General features: G+C 67.4%; 17 protein-coding genes, 1 tRNA gene and 1 pseudogene. 13 read left to right on the top strand and 6 right to left on the bottom strand.

The annotated features are described in order from the left end of the window. The 9 genes from MBEBAB_RS16500 to MBEBAB_RS09095 all read left to right on the top strand — a co-directional run. On the top strand, positions 1-354 hold a 354-nt coding region (locus MBEBAB_RS16500), incomplete at its 5' end, for an MFS transporter (protein ID WP_373852900.1). Next, on the top strand, positions 354-929 hold the full coding sequence (locus MBEBAB_RS09130; protein WP_045319118.1) for an MFS transporter: 576 nt from the start codon (positions 354-356) through the stop codon (positions 927-929). The genes MBEBAB_RS16500 and MBEBAB_RS09130, both read left to right, overlap by 1 nt. Continuing rightward, complete coding sequence (locus tag MBEBAB_RS16495) at positions 929-1318, top strand: hypothetical protein (protein WP_045319117.1); 390 nt, start codon at positions 929-931, stop codon at positions 1316-1318. Before MBEBAB_RS09130 ends, MBEBAB_RS16495 begins: the two co-directional genes overlap by 1 nt. A gap of 56 nt (positions 1319-1374) precedes the next feature. Beyond that, positions 1375-2361 carry a helix-turn-helix domain-containing protein gene (locus MBEBAB_RS09120; protein ID WP_052516777.1) on the top strand — a complete coding sequence of 329 codons (987 nt, stop codon included), beginning with the start codon at positions 1375-1377 and terminating at the stop codon, positions 2359-2361. Between the two features lie 436 nt (positions 2362-2797). Beyond that, on the top strand, positions 2798-3412 hold the full coding sequence (locus tag MBEBAB_RS09115) for a helix-turn-helix transcriptional regulator (protein WP_148291484.1): 615 nt from the start codon (positions 2798-2800) through the stop codon (positions 3410-3412). Between the two features lie 712 nt (positions 3413-4124). Beyond that, entirely contained in the window at positions 4125-4679 is a 555-nt protein-coding gene (locus tag MBEBAB_RS09110; RefSeq protein WP_021697677.1) for a hypothetical protein, read from the top strand. A gap of 96 nt (positions 4680-4775) precedes the next feature. Continuing rightward, positions 4776-5501, top strand: a complete 726-nt coding sequence (locus MBEBAB_RS09105) for a fimbria/pilus periplasmic chaperone (protein ID WP_021697676.1) — start codon at positions 4776-4778, stop codon at positions 5499-5501. Positions 5502-5588: 87 nt separating this feature from the next. Beyond that, on the top strand, positions 5589-8210 hold the full coding sequence (locus tag MBEBAB_RS09100; protein WP_242397132.1) for a fimbria/pilus outer membrane usher protein: 2622 nt from the start codon (positions 5589-5591) through the stop codon (positions 8208-8210). Further along, positions 8207-9055, top strand: coding sequence for a hypothetical protein (locus MBEBAB_RS09095; RefSeq protein WP_021697674.1), 849 nt, complete (start codon positions 8207-8209; stop codon positions 9053-9055). Before MBEBAB_RS09100 ends, MBEBAB_RS09095 begins: the two co-directional genes overlap by 4 nt. A 16-nt stretch (positions 9056-9071) precedes the next feature. On the opposite strand, the gene MBEBAB_RS09090 is transcribed toward MBEBAB_RS09095, so the two are convergent. From MBEBAB_RS09090 to MBEBAB_RS09085, 3 genes are all read right to left on the bottom strand, one after another. Continuing rightward, positions 9072-9434 (bottom strand): hypothetical protein, encoded by a 363-nt coding sequence (locus MBEBAB_RS09090; RefSeq protein WP_021697673.1) that lies wholly within the window; start codon positions 9432-9434, stop codon positions 9072-9074. Between the two features lie 255 nt (positions 9435-9689). Next, the gene (locus MBEBAB_RS16185) at positions 9690-9872 is read right to left on the bottom strand and encodes a hypothetical protein (RefSeq protein WP_148291483.1); all 183 of its coding nucleotides are present in this window, start codon (positions 9870-9872) and stop codon (positions 9690-9692) included. Positions 9873-9889: 17 nt separating this feature from the next. Next, positions 9890-9966: transfer RNA gene (locus tag MBEBAB_RS09085), tRNA-Arg, on the bottom strand. Between the two features lie 133 nt (positions 9967-10099). Between MBEBAB_RS09085 and MBEBAB_RS09080 the strand changes: the two genes are divergently transcribed. Next, positions 10100-11851, top strand: coding sequence for a gamma-glutamyltransferase family protein (locus tag MBEBAB_RS09080; RefSeq protein ID WP_045319123.1), 1752 nt, complete (start codon positions 10100-10102; stop codon positions 11849-11851). 376 nt (positions 11852-12227) lie between these two features. Here the strand turns inward: MBEBAB_RS09080 and MBEBAB_RS09075 are convergent, their stop codons facing one another. Then, positions 12228-12644, bottom strand: coding sequence for a hypothetical protein (locus MBEBAB_RS09075; RefSeq protein WP_148291482.1), 417 nt, complete (start codon positions 12642-12644; stop codon positions 12228-12230). Positions 12645-12868: 224 nt separating this feature from the next. On the opposite strand from MBEBAB_RS09075, the gene MBEBAB_RS09070 reads away from it, so the two are divergent. Next, positions 12869-13804: a formylglycine-generating enzyme family protein gene (locus MBEBAB_RS09070; protein ID WP_081703473.1), complete on the top strand. Its 936-nt coding sequence runs from the start codon at positions 12869-12871 to the stop codon at positions 13802-13804. A gap of 121 nt (positions 13805-13925) precedes the next feature. On the opposite strand, the gene MBEBAB_RS09065 is transcribed toward MBEBAB_RS09070, so the two are convergent. Further along, a complete protein-coding gene (locus MBEBAB_RS09065; protein ID WP_045319111.1) occupies positions 13926-15368 on the bottom strand; it encodes a sensor histidine kinase in 1443 nt (480 codons plus the stop codon). Then, a complete protein-coding gene (locus MBEBAB_RS09060; protein WP_021697668.1) occupies positions 15365-16102 on the bottom strand; it encodes a TVP38/TMEM64 family protein in 738 nt (245 codons plus the stop codon). Before MBEBAB_RS09060 ends, MBEBAB_RS09065 begins: the two co-directional genes overlap by 4 nt. Positions 16103-16237: 135 nt before the next feature. Here MBEBAB_RS09060 and rpmH point away from each other — a divergent pair, with 135 nt between their 5' ends. Next, positions 16238-16372, top strand: coding sequence for a 50S ribosomal protein L34 (gene rpmH, locus MBEBAB_RS09055; protein ID WP_003164000.1), 135 nt, complete (start codon positions 16238-16240; stop codon positions 16370-16372). 34 nt (positions 16373-16406) lie between these two features. Then, positions 16407-16831: pseudogene (locus tag MBEBAB_RS09050) on the top strand (ribonuclease P protein component).

Raw genomic sequence — 16831 nt, 5'->3', positions numbered from 1 at the left:
GCCTGCTCGAAACCATGTCTGGAAGACAGTGCTTTGACGAGTGTCGGCAAGGATTCTGACGCACAGCTTGGTTTTGGCGGCGCCTTGCTGATCGCGATCTGCCATTTCACCGCTTACGTGGATCGCGCCATACCGGCTGTCTTTGCGCCAGCCTTGCGGGCGGAGTTCTCCTTATCGGACACCGAGATCGGTCTCCTGCAGGGGCCGGCGTTCGTGGTGGCCTACGCGGCGGTGCTTCTGATTGTCGGTACGAGCCGCAACCGGTTGCCGTTGGCGCCGTTGGCCGCCATCTGCATGCTGGGCTGGACCGTGGCCTGCCTTTTTTTGCGCTTGCCGCTGACATTGAAACGCTGATGGCCTCGCGTCTCATGCTGGGCTTCGCTCAGGCAGCCTTTGGTCCGACGGCCCTGATTATTCTTGCTGCGTCATCGCCGCAGGACCGGCTGGGACGATCCACCGCGCTGTTCACAGCCGGCTCGGCGACGGGCCGGAGCGGTGCCATGATCATAGGCGGCGGACTGCTTGCCGTGCTGTCCTGGAGCGGCTGGTTTGGCAGCGTCGATCCCTGGCGTGTAGCGATCATTCTCATGACATTGCCGAACCTGATCCTGGCGTGGTGGCTATGGCGTCGGATCAGGGCGACCGGCGCCCCCACGCCCTCACGGCGTGGCCTGCGGGCGGCGGTTCGTCATATCGCGAGCACGCGTGCCTTGGCCCTGCATATGGGGGCCGGGGTGGCCGTCATCCTGCTGATTCAGGCGGGGGCCGGCTGGGCCCCGTCGGTCTTGAACCGCAGCCTTCACTTTGCGCCCGCGACCAGCGCCTGGGTCGCTGGCCTGGTGATTCTCATCGCCGCACCCGCAGGCACCTCACCGCCGGTCGGTGGCTGGATCGCAACGTCGCCGGGAGACGGAGAATCGCGCCGGTGATGACCTTGGGAGCGGCGCTCGCCGTTTGCGGGGCGGCGCTCATGGCATCGGGCGATCAGGCCGTCCTGGTCCTGCCCGGCCTTTTCCTGTTGACTGCGGGGGGCGGCGCCGCCGCCCTCACCGCACTCGGGGGCCTCGCGCCCATTACAAGGCCCGACATGCATGGATCCGTGGTCAGCGTGTACCTGGCCGTCTGCGCCGTGGCCGGGACGGGGCTGGGCCCCGTGTTGACCGGCCTGATCAGCGATACGTTCTTCCCGCATGCTGAAGGCCTGGCGCGCGCGCTGTTCCTGACCATCGCCATAGCGGGCGCATTGGCCATTGTGTTGAGTTTGGCCGGAGCGGAGGGATGGCGGCGGCTCGCGACGAAGAGTCAGAATTCTCACTGAATTTTGTGACGCGGATAGTTGCAAGGCGTCGACGAACGGTGCCAGTTAGCGCCCATATGTCTGAAAATTTCAGTTTCTCCAGCCTCGGCTTGCCAGAGGCCGAGGGTTTTCGTCGCTATGCCGAACTGTATGGGCACGGCGCGGACGTCAGCCGGGGCAGCGGCGAATTTCGCGCTCAGGTGCGAGCGTGGAGACTGCATGGCCTCATCATCTACGACCGCACGCTTTCGGGCGTCATCCATTCGCGCGCGGAGCGGGTTGCGAAGGATGGCTTCACACACTTCGTGATCAGCCTGGTGCTGGAAGGCCGCGTGACGGGTGGTGCGGCCAGCGGCTTTGCAGTGGCCGAGGCCGGGGATGCCTTCATCGCCGACACCCGTCGAGCCACACGCACCGAGGCGCATGAGGCGCGCATGATCACGGTCAGCGTCGCCCGTTCAGTCATGGAGGCCGCGCTGGGCTCGACCAATGGGCTGCACGGGCGATTGCTGACCTCACCGCAAAATCTGATGCTGGCTGACTATCTGGTTTCTTTGGTGCGTCGGGCGGACGCCCTGGAGCCAGGCGCAATGCCCGGTCTTGGCCGGGCCCTGATCGAGATTCTCGGTTCGATTCAAACGTCACCCCGGCGTTCGACTGCCCAGAGCCGCCGTCAGACCTTCTCCCGCCGCGAGTTGGTGGAGCAGCACATCGACGCCAGTCTCGCCGACCCGCATCTTTCCGTGGACAGCGTTGCAGCAGACACAGGCATTTCACGGTCCGCCCTGTATCGCCTGTTTGAGCAGCATGGCGGCGTGGCCAGACAGATCCGGAAGCGGCGACTGGCCGCCCTCCGCTCGGCCCTGGATCGTCGCGACGCGGCCCTGCCGGAGGTGCTGGCCCGCCACTACGGCTTCGACGACGAACGCCAGATGGAGCGGCTCTTCCTGGAGGAGTTCGGGCAGAGCGCGTCCGGGTATCGCCAGGCTGTCGCGGCGGTAGAGGCGGGAGAGCCGGAGGATAGCCGCCTCCGTTGGCGGACCTGGCTCAGCGAAGTCACCTAGAAACCGAGGCGTTCCAAATATGGGACGTCGCCTTCGGCCAAACTCTGATACCCGGCGCCATCAATGTTTGCCGTCGCCCGTATCCCGTGCGCCCAGACCTTGATTGTGTTTCATCAGTTCCGGTCCCGGCCTCGCCGAAGACCTTTGTGGCGTATTTCATGGTTGAGTTGGCTCAGCGAAGCATACCCGTCGCGCGGAACGGCATCGGGTTGATCCCGGGTGCTGCCGCTCTTCACAGCCACTCCGGCCATTGGCAGCCGCTTGACGCCACCTTTTATGGTTGTTCTCGAGCCCGGCTCGCGGAAGGCGTGAGAATCGCCGCACCATACCCAAAAGTGGGGATTTGTGAAGAGGCCCGTATAGATAGATTGAATTAACTATAAATCAAAGTTCAATCTCAGTGGCATATTGGTCGCCCCCCGGCGAAAGCAGTAGTTTGGCGCAAAACGGTTCTGCTGAGCCAATTTTGCGCAATTGGCAGGATGAATATGATCGGCCGCTTCTGAAATGGAGCGTGTCTCGTTCTCATGCTTTGTTCATGGTCACGCCTGATTTGAAGCTTCTCGACCTGAATCTGGCGGGCGAAGCGCTTTCCAAAGCCGACAGTGAAATCCAGATTGCAGGCGGGCATTTCGCTTTCTCGGACAAGGGGCGCACCGCGAGCCTGCGCACATTTCTCGCGACGGGCGGCCTTGGGACGGCGGGATGGTCCTACCGGCGTGCCTGCGGAAGCATAGGCATCATTCACGTTGAGTGGCTGCCGCCGGCTCTCGGCGACCCCGGAGGGCTTCCGATCGCGCTGACTTTCCAGCCCTCAGATCTGGCCGAGAGATATGTATGGGCCGACTTCGCCCCACACTTCGACATCACGCGATCCGAAGCTGCGATCGTGAAGAGGTTGATCGGAGGTCAGACGCCCTTTGCGGTGGCCGAGGCGCTGAACCTGTCTATCGAGACGGTGAGAACCCACATCCGGCGCGTCTACCACAAGCTGGGGATCAGCAGCCGGGAAGAGCTGTTCGCGATGATCGCGTCGTACCGGATCGGCTGACCGGCGCGCGCTCCCCAGCTCGACTTCGTCGCCCCTGACGGAGCGACTTCACCAATTGGCGGGGTGCGGAACGGCCATCTCGCCAACCGGAGCGTCGCTCCGCCGCTCGTCATTCCCGGCCCTCGTCTGGAGCGCTGATCCTTCAGCTGGTCGGGAGACGCTCGTTCAGACGTCCGTAGGGGTCTCTCCGACGTCCTGAGAGCCTGGCCTCATGACCTGATTCGGGGAGCGGCTGTCGGCGCTCAGGTAATTCCGGCCCGGCTCGATGGTTCGGAAAAGGTCCGAGCAAAATAAAAAAATTTCCTTATGATTCAATGAAAAGATGGTTAAAAATCCCCAGATTCATGGTGTTTTAACCACACGGCGTCGCCAGGCAGTTGAATATAACGGCGCTACCCAAATGTGGGGACGCCCGCCTTCCGGGGCACGACTAAGTTGAAGTTAAGGAAGCGTTAAGTTTCCGGCTTCCGGGGAGGCGCGGTCCACAGACCGCTTCCAAAGGCAGATCGGGTCGTCAAGCCCGCCGGATTAAACCCCGGCGCGATCAGACCCGGCATGCCCGCTCCGGAGGGGGTCCGAGGCGCTTTGCGCCAAAGGCCCATCCTTCGGCTCCGTCAGCGCGGAACCGCTCTTTCCCGGGGTCTTTCGGCCCCAGAACACCCGGCGCCCGCCGGACTCGAACGGCCACCTGGCCAAACCTTTGGAGACTACCATGAAGCGCATTCTTCTCGCCGCCTCGGCCCTCGCCATGATCGCCGCCCCGGCCGCCGCCCAGAACCTGACCGTCAACCTGACCGGTAACGTCGCCTCGGTTTGCGGCGCCTACAACTCGGGCGCCACCGGCGGCGTTCTGAACCTCGACTTCGGCCAACTGGCCAACACCGATGCCACGGCGCAGGTCGCCCTGGGCGGCTTCAACGCCACCTACATCTGCAACTCGGCCGCCGGCATGACCCGCACCATCAGCTCGGCCAACGGCGGCTACCTGTTCCGCACCGGCACCTCGGGCGGCAGCGCCAACCAGGTCGAGTATTCGATCCAGCACGGCGGTGGCTCTGGCCTGAACTTCTCCGAGCAGGGCCTGTCGGCTCCGATCGTGACCGTGCGTCCGGGCTCCACGGCCCTGATGGCCGGCCAGGGCGGCACCGTGACCCTGCGCGCCGACGGCGTGCGGATCCCGTCGCCGGCCAACGCCGCCTTCACGACCACCAACGTCTTCGCCGGTGACTACACCGACGTTCTGACGATCGCGGTCGTCGCCAACTAAGACGAAACGAACAAGGCAGGTCCGGCGGGCGAGCACTCGCCCGCCGGACTTTCCATTCGGCGGCGCCCGATATCCCGTCGCCACAGAGGCCCAGTAATGTCCATCCTGCGTCAATCCTCCATTCAGCCTCTCGGCGCGGCGGCGGTCGTCGCCAGCCTGTGTCTGGCCACCACCGCCTCGGCCCACGAAGTCACGCCGATGCGCGTGTTCCTGGCCCCGCACGCCGGCCAGTCCTCCGCGGTTGTGACGGTCGCCAACAGCCGCACTGACCCCCTCCCGTTCGAGGTGCGCGTGCTTCGCCGCGAAGTCGCCGCCGACGGCTCCCAGACCTTCTCGCCGGCCGAGGAACAGTTCGCCGTGTTTCCGCCGCAGGCCCTCGTCGCGCCGCAGCAAAGCCAGGCCATTCGCTTCCAGTACATCGGGGACCCGGCGCTGGCGCAGAGCGCCGCCTACGTTCTTCAGGTCAAGGAAGTGCCCGTGATGCCCGAGGGCTTCAGCGGCGTGATTACGGTCTATGACTTCGGCGTCGCGGTTTATGTCCAGGCAGCCAATGCCCGGGCGGACATCGCCGTCAGCGCCGTAGAGCGCAACGGCGACGACATCCGTTTCTCCATCGTGAACACTGGTTCCGACTACGGCTTTCTCGCACAGAGATCAGTGACTCTCTCGGCGGGCGGCGAACAGCGCGTGCTCGATCCTGAAGTGCTTGCAGCCCAGATCGAGAACCCCATCCTGCCGCCCAATTCCACGCGCCATTTCTCCCTTCAGGTCCCCGGCTTGCCGGCGGGAACCGTCGCCGTCGACATCGGTCCGGCCCGGTAGAAGAGGCACAGTCCAATGCACAAGCGGGGGCCAGGAAGGCGGCGGGGACTCACCGGGTCCACCGCCATTGGAATCGTATTGCTGTTCGTGGCCACGCCCACGACTGCGGGCCCCACGCACCGCATCGCGCCGGGAGAGACGCTCAGCCAGATCGCCCGGGTCTACAGGGTCAGCGTCAAAACCCTGGTCGAGCTCAATGACATCCGGCGACCGGACCTGATCCTGGCGGGCCATACGCTGAACATTCCCGGCCTGTCAGGCGCCGCCGACGAACAGGTTCCGCAGTCCGCGCCGACCGCGCCGACGAGCGCCCAGGGGTCGCCGTCGGCCGATGCCGGGGCGCAGCCGTCCTCCGTCGGATCGGCCGGCGTCCAGGCGCCGTCGATCCCCGATAATCAGGCCGTTCTGGAAACACAGTTGCCGGTGGTCGTCGACGGCCGCCGCTACCCTAGCGTGGCGGTGCGGACAACGGTGTCGCAGCTGGTCGCGATCTCCCCCGCGGCGTTGTCGGAGGCGCTGGGGGCCACAATTGACGAGAGCACCCACGTCGCCCTTCGTTCGCTGGGTTCAGACCTCGTGCCCGTGGAGCAACTGGGCCAGGCCGGCGTGAGCGCCCGGCTCGATGCCCAGACCCTCAGCATCCAGGTCAACGTCCCCCCGACCGCCCGACCCGCACTCGGCGTCTCTCTTCTCCCGCCGGGCGGATATGACGGTGTGGAGCGGGTCTATCCGGGCCGGATTTCGGCAGGTGTGACGGGGGCCTTGCTTCTCAACGACAATCTGGAGGACGACCGCGGCGCCCTGGGCCAGTTCGCTTTCTCCGGGTTTGGCAATTTCGGCGGCATCACCGGGATCAACGTCGACTTCGGGGGCTCCTTCAACTTCGGCGCCGAAGACGACAGCTTCCGTCGTGACGCGATCATCCTGTTCAAGGACGACCCCCAGCGGGCGATACGCTATTCCGCTGGCGATCTGAGTCCGTTTCTGCCCCGTCTGGGAGGCGCGACCGGTGTGCTCGGCTTTTCGTACGAGCGCAGCTATGAAGAGCTGGATCCGACGCGCAATATCCGTCCGACCGGGCGCCGTTCGTTCTTCCTCGAGCGCCCGGCCATCGTCGAGGTCTATGCGAACGGCGTGCTGCTCAGCCGTTTCCAGTCGCAGGGCGGTCCCGTCGATCTCGGCGACATCCCCCTGGCCAACGTCAGCAACAATGTCACCATCGTGGTGGAGGACGCTCTCGGCCGCCGCGAGTTGGACGCCTTCTCCCTCTCGAGCGACCTGACGCTGCTGGCGGCGGGCCTCAGTGAATTTTCATTCTCCCTCGGCGCCCTGCGCGATGACCAGAGCTCCGGCTTCGACTACGGCGACGAATGGGCCGCCACCGCCTTCTACAGCCGGGGCATCAGCGACAACCTCACGGTAGGCGCCCATGCGGCCCTGTCTGAAGAGGTCGTGAATGTCGGCGCTTCCTCGGCCCTTGGCTTCGGGGCGGGCGTGGCTCTTTTCGAATTCGCGGTGAGTGAGTCAGCCGTCGCCGGCAGCGGCGTCGCGAGCAGCGTCAACTTCCGTGGCGGCCCCTTCCTTGGGGAGGACCGGAACGACACCCTGACCGTCAGCCTGGACTACACCTCTACCGACTTCGCCACCCTTGCCGACCGCTTCTCGACGATCGACCAGGAGTGGCTGGTCGCGGCCGACTACCGGTTCGACATCAGCCGTCGGACCTCCATATCCGTCGGGGGGGCCTACGCAACCCGTCACGGCCGTGACGGCGCGGACAGGTTCCTGAACATTGGCCTGAGCCAACAATTCGGTCGCGTGGTCGCCTCGGTCATCGGACGGCACGGAGAGTTCGCCGATGGCCGCCAGGAGACCGGCGCCTTCATTTCGTTGAGCCTCCCGTTCGGCGAAAGGGGCCGGGCCTCCACCTCCTACGACAGCATCAGCGAGACCGCCCGCGCTGAGTACGTCCGCAACCGCGGGTTCGAGGTTCCCGACTTCAACTATCGCCTGGGCGCCATCCAGCGCGCAGGCGAGACCCAGATCGACGGCGAACTCGGCTACACCACGACGCGGTTTGAAGCCGACGTCGGCGTCACCAGCCAGGTGAACGGCGGCGGTCAGGCTGTGCGGGCGCGGCTGCAGTCGGGCATCGCCTTTGTCGACGGGATGTTCGGCGTCTCCCGGGACCCGGGCCGCGGATTCTATCTCTTCCGTCCCCATCCCTCCCTGAGGGGGGCTCAGGTCACCATCGAGAGCAGCGCCGGATCCACCACCCTGGGCCGGTCGGGGCTGTTCGGCCCGGCGGTCGCTCCTGCTCGTAACCCGTATCGCCCCGAGGAACTGCGCGTCGGGATCTCTGGCGGTCCCGTCGGCTATGACATCGGCTCCGGGCGTTATCTTGTCGTGCCGGGTGCGCGGACGGGGATCGGTCTGACAGTGGGCAGCGACGCCTACCGCACCGTGATCGCCACCCTGATCTTCGAGGGGGAGCCGATTTCGCTCCTCTACGGCTACCTGCGTGACGACACGGGCGTGGACCGGCCTGTCTTCACCAACAGATCCGGACGTGTGGCGCTGCCGAACCTGAGCCCGGGTCGTTACAGCGTCGTATTCCCTGCGGTTAACGCCGGCTTCACGTTCGAGGTCGATGACAGCCATGATGCCTACCGTGACGCCGGTTCGATTGCCTTGGAGAGATTGCAATGATTGCGATGGCCGCGACGATTATTCTGGCATCGGCTGCGGTCGCTCCGGCCCCTGGCTGCTCGGGCTATGCGCTGACGGTCAGCCAGGAAACGGGTCACGAGTATAATCCCGGGGCCGCGGTGGACGAGCGCATGTCCCTTCGCCTGAGTTCCGCCGCCGGGGTCCTGGACGCGGCCTGCGTGGCCGTGCCGGTGGTCATCGCTCCGGCCCCTGCCGAGTCCTTGCCGATCCGTTTGACCAATGGCTCAAGCCAGCTCGGGACCGACGTCGCAGCATCCAGCGTGGCCGTTCGTTCCGGCCGTAGTCTGGTTCTCAGCGAAAGCGCCAGAAACGACCTGGTCGCGGGTCGTGCGGTCGTGGTTCCGCTCGGCGACGTCCGATCCGGCCAGTTCCGACGCTCCGGCGTCTATCAGGCCCAGATTGATGTCACAGCCGGCGACACGACCCAGCCGCTTACCCTGGCTTCCCGCGTGATGCCCGTGATGCGCTTCGAGGCCAGTTCGCGCAACGGTGTCGAGAACATCGACCTGGGCGATCTGTCCCGTGGGTCGCGAACCACGGCCACATTCTTCTACCGGACCAACGCCGATATGGCGGTCACGGCGACGTCCGACAACGGCGGGATGCTGGTTCATGAGGACGGGCCCGCGCTTGGGTCGATCCCGTACCGCGCCTTCCTGGCCGGCTCAGAACTGGACACGGCGACCGGCGCCGCGTCCGTGGACCTGCCCTTCTCGCGCCTGTCGGTGCAGGCGCAGACGCTGGAAGTGCGGGTGGCGCCGGCGACCAATGTCTATGCTGGGCGGTACCGGGACACGCTGACGCTGTCTTTCATCCCCTACTGAGGGGGTGGCGGCCGCCTCAGGCGGCCACAGCCTCGGCCACGACGTTATCGGCGGTCAGACCGCTCGTGTCGGTGTCGACCACGAAGCGCTGGGCGCCGGGCGCGCGGCTGGTGACGCCCAGGGCGCCACCGATCAGGTTGACAGAGGCGTCGGGCGAGTTCGCCGCCAGGATCGTCACCGGCCCGTCCACGGTCTGGATGTTGAGCTGGAAGTGCTCGGCGTTGCAGATGGTGAGCACCGTGATCCGGCCCTCCTCCACCGAGATGTCGGCGACCCCGCAGCTTGCCGCGACGGTCGCCTGAAGACGGATCCGGATGCTTGCCTCCGCGGTGTGCGGAACGGCGATGGCCAGTATGACGGCCGCAAGAACTGCGCGCATGAGAGTGCTCCATTCGTTATGGGCAATCTAGGGCGCCAGCTTTAAGAAAATGCGCGAGAGATTGGTGAACAATACCTCAAAAGACTTGGCGGGCTCGGGAAGCGGCCGTCCACATTCCCCTTGGTTGGGGCGTCTCGACCCCTCAAGCTGATGCCCAGGGTCATCCCTGCCGTTTTACTAACCACGGACGGGACCGCCCGCCGCCGGCATCCTGTTTGTGTGGCGTCAGCCGGCGCCGGTCAGGTGTGCAGCCTGTCATTGCAGCCGTCCCAGGACACCTGGACGATCCGTTGCGATCACTTTGCCCAGGATGCGATCCGGAACCAGTTCGACGTCGCGGTCGTCAATCAGGGCGATGCGCCCTGCTTCGGCACGATCAGAGCCGATCTGTCCGGAGAGGAATACGGCCTCCGCAAGGCCAGGATTGCCGGGTTCCACTGTCTGACGTCAAAGAATGGCGCGCCCGAAGAGATTCGAACTCCTGACCCCCAGATTCGTAGTCTGGTGCTCTATCCAGCTGAGCTACGGGCGCGCATGGCGGTGGAACCGCGAAGGGCCGGACACCTAGCCGCGTCGGGGCGACGATGCAAGCCGCATTTGCGCGGAATCGGCAGGAAACCGCGCGCGCGGTTTTCAGCCGGGACGTTCCGCCTTAGGGGATGGATATGACCCTGTCTGCTTCTCTTCGTCGCCGCGCGGCGCGCATCCTGACGCCGGTCCTGTCCACGGCCCTGATCCTGACGGCCTGCGCCGGGCCGATGCGTCTTTCGGCCGAGCCCGCGCCGGTCGCGGCGCAGGTCCCATCGCAAGGCGCGCGCGGACCCATCGTCAGCGCGGCCAATCCGCTGGCGGCGGAGGCGGGCATGGCGGTGCTGCGGCGAGGCGGCTCGGCGGTGGACGCGGCGGTGGCCATCCAGGCCGTTCTGGGCCTCGTGGAGCCCCAGAGCTCGGGTCTGGGGGGCGGGGCCTTCCTGATGCACTACGACGCCGCCAGCGGGGCGGTGACGGCCTTCGACGGGCGCGAGACGGCGCCCTCGGCCGCGACGCCCGAATTGTTCTTTGAGGACGGCGAGCCGCTGGGCTTCCGCGAGGCGGTGCTGAGCGGGCGCTCCACCGGGGCGCCGGGCGCGGTGGCCATGCTGGCCATGGCCCACGAGCGGCACGGGCGGCTGGCGTGGTCCGGGCTGTTCGGCGACGCGGCGCGGCTGGCCGAGGACGGCTTCATCGTCAGCCCCCGGCTGGCGGGCATGATCGCCTCCCGGGCGCCCCAGGCCTCCACCGACTGGGCGCGGGCCTATTTCAGCGGCGCCGACGGCGAGCGGCTGGAGGCGGGGGACACCCTGCGCAACCCCGCCTACGCCGCCACGGTGCGCGCCCTCGCCGAGGACGGGCCGGACGCCCTGTATCGCGGCGACATCGCCCGGGAGATCATCGCCGCCGTGCAGGCGGGCGAGCGGCCCGGCGCCCTGAGCCTCGAGGATCTGGCCGCCTACCGCCCGGTGGCGCGCGAGGCGGTCTGTCGGGAATGGCGCCTGTATGTGCTCTGCGTGCCGCCGCCGCCGTCCAGCGGGCTGGCGGTGCTGCAACTGCTGGCCATGGCCGAGCATGTCCCGGCCGTGGACGGCGGCCCGGCCGAGGCGGACGCCTGGACCGCCTTCGCCCAGCTGCAGCGCCTGATGTACGCCGACCGCGACCGCTATGTGGGCGACGCGGACTTCGTGGCGGTGCCCGTCGCGGGCCTGCTGGACCCGGCCTATGTGGCCGGGCGCGCAGCCCTGGCGCCGACGCTGGGCGGGGCGGCCGAGCCGGGCCTGCCGCCGGGCTTCCAGCCCCGGGCCGCCGACGCCACCGCCGAGCCCGCCGGCACCTCCCACTTCGTGGTGGTGGACGCCCAGGGCAATGCGGTCAGCATGACCACCACGGTGGAGAGCATCTTCGGCTCGGGCCGCATGGCGGCGGGCTTCTTCCTCAACAATCAACTGACCGACTTCTCCTTCTCGCCCGTCGACGCGGCGGGTGTTCCGGCGGCCAATGCGGTGGCCCCGGGCAAGCGTCCGCGCTCGTCCATGAGCCCGGTGATCATCCTGGACCGCGAGGGCCGCTTCGTAGGCGCGGTGGGGTCGCCCGGCGGCACCTCCATCCTGGCCTATGTGGCCAAGGCCCTGATCGGGACCCTGGCCTGGGACCTGTCCATGCAGGACGCCATCGACCTGCCCAATCTGGTGGCGCGGGGCGACGGCTTCGGCGCGGACACCGAGATGTTCACCCCCGAGCTGCAGGCCGAGCTGGCGGCGGCGGGCATCGACCTGCGCCCCAACGCCTCGGAGAACTCGGGCCTGCACGGGGTGCTGTGGCGCGACGGCCGCTGGGACGCCGGCGCCGACCCGCGCCGCGAGGGCGTGGTGCTGACCCGCTAGGCCGACTCTGATTTCGGACTCCGGACCCTGAAAAACAGGGTCTGAATTGTCCGAATTGTCTGAAATCGCGCGCCGGGTGAGACGGCGGACCCGAAAAAACAGTGCAACGGGAGTGCAACGCCGTCGCCCGGATTTCGGACTCCGGGGCCAAGAAAACAGGGTGCGAATTGTCTGAATTGTCTGAAATCCCCTCCCTGATCGTGACGGCGGAAAGCAGTCCGCGTCCGCGCGCGGGGTCTGCTGGGCCAGTCTAGGGGATGGGGAAAGGCGGGGGGCGAAATACCGGGTGCGGCAGGCGCAAACCCTTGCGGCGTGGGGAACTGGCGTCCGGAAATGCGGGATTTCGGAGGCGCAGAGCCAGCTCACGTCCTCATGATTATTGCCAGACCCCGACGACGACGTAGCAGTAGGCCTCGCTGCAATCCAACGGCTGCGCATAGATCCAGTAGGTCTGACCCGCCTGCGGATAGAAGAGCAGCGTGCTGGCCCCCGTGTGGGGCTGTTCATAGGCGACCTGGCGGTTCTGGAAATCGACCACGCGGAGCTGCAGGCGACTGCAATCGGTGTCGCAGGCCGCAGTCACCCGCACGGCGGAGCCCGTAGCGGGTACAGTGGACCGCCGGAAATGCTGACCCGCCGTAACGCGACTGAGGTCAAAGCTCAGGTTGGAGCTGTAAGACACGCCATCCGCCACGGCGTCCAGCCGGTCCAGCGCGCCGCGAACGTAGGCGCTCTGGGACTGGGCCTGCGCCATACCGGCCATGCCCGCGAGCACCAGGGCAATGAGCCCCATCAATCCCCGTTGTCGCATCCCACGCCCCGAACCTTAATCTGAAGGATGTCTAGCGACTCCCCCAAGTCTGGTGAAGTTGCGACGGGCTGACGGCATCTGACAAGTCCGCCGATCGTCGATTTTCGACTTTGGTTTTCGGTCGAAATGCATACCATCGGTGGAGCAGGCCGCCGAGCCGGGGCGATCCCCCTGATCACGGGGAATGTTTAGGGATACTGAACGCCATGGCGATCGCCATCCGATTACCAGCAGGGCTGAAGCCGTGGGCCGCACTCCTGTGTGCGCTCGGCGCGCTCGCTCTGGCCGATACGGCCGCCAAGGCGCAGACCCGAACAGGCGACGTGTTCCGTGATCCGTTCATTTCCGGGCCTGGCCAGGGTCCGGAGATGGTGGTTCTGCCCGCAGGGCGCTTCACAATGGGTTCGCCGGAGTCGGAGCACAGGGGATTTGGTGATGAAGGCCCCCAGCGCATGGTTGAGATCGGGCATCGCCTGGCCGTCGGCCGCTACGAAGTGAGCGTGGATGAGTTCAGCGCCTTCGCGGAAGAGACCGGCTGGAGTCCGGACGAGGTCTGCCTGAGGTGGTTCAGCGGTCAAGTGCGCGCGATGCCCGGAACGAACTGGCTATCCCCCGGGTTCGAGCAATCAGGCGGTCATCCGGTGACGTGCGTCTCATGGCTTGATGCGCAGGCCTATGTGGACTGGCTGAACCACAAGACGGGCCTCACGGACCGTGCGGACCGCTACCGCCTGCTGAGCGAGGCGGAATGGGAATACGCCGCAAGGGCCGGCTCGGACACCGATTACAGCTTTGGCGATGATGTCAGCCAGCTGGATGACCACGCCTGGTATAGCCGCGACCGCTTCCGCCCCTACGGCAACACGCATCCTGTCGGCCGCAAACTCCCCAACGCCTTCGGCCTTCATGACATGCACGGCAATGTGTGGGAGCTGGTCGAGGATTGTTATTCCGACAGCTATGAAGACGCGCCCACCGACGGCTCGGCCCGCACGAGCGATGATTGTCCCGACCGCGTCGTCCGGGGCGGCGCCTGGGACAGTGGCCCGGACTACCTGCGTTCCGCCCAGCGCTCCTATGACTGGCCGAGCAGCAGGACAAATTCGACGGGCCTTCGTGTTGCGCGGACGCTTCCCGACTAGGGAGGCGGGTGTCCTGACAGGCGCCGCCCGCTGACCGGGAGTCGAGAGCGGGAAGCGGTTCCCTGTCAGCCCCGACCGCAGTCTCCGCGCTGCCTGCAAGAGGACCCGTGGCGTCGGCGATTTATGAGTGCGCGCCCTGGCCCTTCGGGATCACCAGCCGGAAGGTCGTGCCCTCCGGACCGGTGGAGGCCAGGGTCAGTTCGCCGCCGTGGTTGGCGGCCAGTTCGCGGGCGATGGCGAGGCCCAGGCCCGTGCCCCCCGCCGAGCCCGCCACGAAGGGCTGGAACAGCCGCTCGGCCACGCGCGGGGCGATGCCCGGCCCGTCGTCGGCGATGGTGAGGATGACGCCGTCGGGTCCGATCACGGCCTCCACCGTCACCTTCCCCTTGGCCTCCTCGCCCCGCGCGCCCTGGATGGCGTGGCGGGCGTTGCGCATCAGATTGACGAGGATGCGGTGCAACTGGTCCGGGTCGGCCTGGATCAGGGCGCCGGGGGGGATCCTGCGCACCAGCCGCACCCCGCGCGGCTCCAGCCCCGCGTCCTCGGCGGCGGCGGCCACGGCGGTCTTGAGGGGCAGGGACTGGCGCTCGGGCTCCGGCTCGGCGGTCTTGCCATAGTCCAGAACGTGGGTGGCGAGGGTGGCGGCCCGGTCCAGCGCCCGCTCCAGCCGGGGCAGGGCCTTGGCCACCTGGGGGTCGGGGCTGCCGGCCAGGCGGTCCGAGGCCATCTGGGCCGAGGTCAGCATGTTCCTGAGGTCGTGGTTGATGCGCGCCACCGCCTCGCCCAGCGCAGCCAGACGGGCGCGGGAGCGCAGGGCCTGACGCACCTCCTCCTGCATGCGGGCCAGTTCGTCCTCAACCCGGCCGATCTCGTCGCGGCGGCCCTGCGGCGGCTCGGAGGCGGCCTCGGGGTCGGCGCGGAAGCGCTCGATGGAAATGGTCACCCGCCGCATGGGGCTGAGCACCAGGAAGGCCAGGGCGGCGTAGAGCAGGCCCCCGGCCGCCCCGGCCACCACCAGCGACAGCAGCAGGCTGTTGACCAGATAGGCGCGCAGCTCCTGTTTCAGGGGCTCGGCCGGGGCCACCACCTCGATGAAGTCGCCGGAGCGGTAGCGGGGCCGGGCCATCACCCGCAGCGAACGCTCGGGATGGCCCGCCAGGGTGCGCCAGGGGTCCGTCAGGCGGGCGCCGGGGTCGGACTGGCGCAGGTCGATCAGTTCGGGCGTGCGGGGCAGGGCGGGGGCCTGCAGCAGCAGACGACGCACGCCCTCCTCCTGCACCGCCACGGCCTGGACGCCGCTGATCTGCAGCAGCTGGCGGGCGGTGTCGTCCTCGACCAGCGAATAGGGCAGGGCCTCGACGCCCACCGAGGCCAGTTCGGCGGCGCGGATGCGGTCCAGCAGCCAGCGCTCGTGGAACGAGGCCGCGCTGGGCGCCAGGATCAGCCCCACCACCGCCAGGGTGAACACCCCGGTCAGCAGCAGCAGCCGCGCCGACAGGCCGTCGGGACCGCGCAGCCTGGGCAGGCGCGAGCGCATCATGCCGCGGTCCGGGGCGCGCATCATGCCGCCGCGTCCGGCGCGCGCGGGCTCAACCGCCGCATGATCAGCGGCAGCACCAGGGCCAGGAAGGCGACTCCCATCAGGGGCCATGCGAACTCGTTGAACAGGGCGCGAAGGTCAGGATCCTCATTGACCGACAGAATGTCGTTCAGCCCGTCTCCGATCCAGCAATAGATGAAATGGGCGGGCAGCAGGCCGACGAAGGTGGCCAGGGTGTAGGGCCGGAGCGGGGCCGAGACGACCCCGGCCGCTATGTTGATCAGGTGGAACGGCACCGTCACCACCAGCCGCGACACCAGCACATAGCGGAAGGTGTCGCGGTCCACCCCCTCGCAGATGCGCTGGATCAGGCCGGGCCGGGCCGCCGCCTTCTGACGAAGGGTCTCTCCCAGCGCCGACCGGCCCGCCGCATAGACGATCAGGGCGCCCACGGTGGCCCCCAGGGCGGTGGCCACGCCGCCCACCCAGGTGCCGTACAGATAGCCTGCGGCCACGGTGACGAAGACCACGCCGGGAATGACGCTGGCGGTCAGAAGGGCGAACAGCAGGGTCAGGCCCAGCAGAGTCAGCAGGTAGTGGTCCGCCACGAAGGCGTGCAGCGCCTCGCCGTGGTCCTTTAGGGTGTCCAGCGACAGATACCGGTTCCAGCCCATGCCCAGGATCAGGGCCGCGAGGGCGACCACGCCCAGGAGGGGCGCCAGCCGGACGATCCAGTGCCTGACCGTGCTTTCGCCCATGGGCTGTCTTATTCTCCTGTAAGCGCCCGGAAAGCCCGTTCGCCGTTGACTCCCGGGCCGCCCGACTTATACGCCCGCCCTTCCTGCAGCGGACATCCTTGCTCGCCGCACAACCCTGATTGCCGGAGCCTTATCGTGAAGCGGACCTATCAGCCGTCCCGACTCGTGCGCAAGCGCCGTCACGGCTTCCGTTCGCGGATGGCCACCAAGAACGGTCAGAAGATCGTTGCGCGCCGCCGCGCCAAGGGCCGCAAGCGCCTGACGGCGTAAGCGCCCAATGCGCCTTCGGGCGCAGGACGGAACCATGTTCAAAATCGAACGCCTGACTTCGCGGCCCCAGTTCCTGGCGGCCGCGAAGGGCGTTTCAAAGGCCTCCGGCGCCGTGGTGATCCAGGCCCTGGACCGGGGCGACGGCGAGGCCACGGTGGGGGTCGGCTTCACCGCCACCCGGAAGGTGGGCGGGGCGGTGGTCCGCAACCGCGCCAAGCGCCGCCTGCGCGAGGCCGCCCGGGCGCTTTTGCCCCTCCACGCCCATCCCGGATACGACTATGTGCTGGTGGCCCGTCAGGCACGCCCGACCGCGCTTGGGACCGATTGCTTGACGATGTGAAAAGCGCGCTGATAAGGCTCGCGCCCAGTTCCGGCCCGGCGTCCACGCCCGCGGCCGCTCCGTCGATCTCCGACGTCCCTTCAACGCCGACCCGTGACCCTTCCGGCCAGGACCGCTGA

It is taken from the genome of Brevundimonas abyssalis TAR-001 (assembly GCF_000466985.1).
GTDB classification, from domain to species: Bacteria; Pseudomonadota; Alphaproteobacteria; order Caulobacterales; family Caulobacteraceae; genus Brevundimonas; species Brevundimonas abyssalis.
The sequence above is the reverse complement of the archived record's forward strand: the minus strand, read 5'-3'. Positions and strand labels throughout refer to the sequence as shown.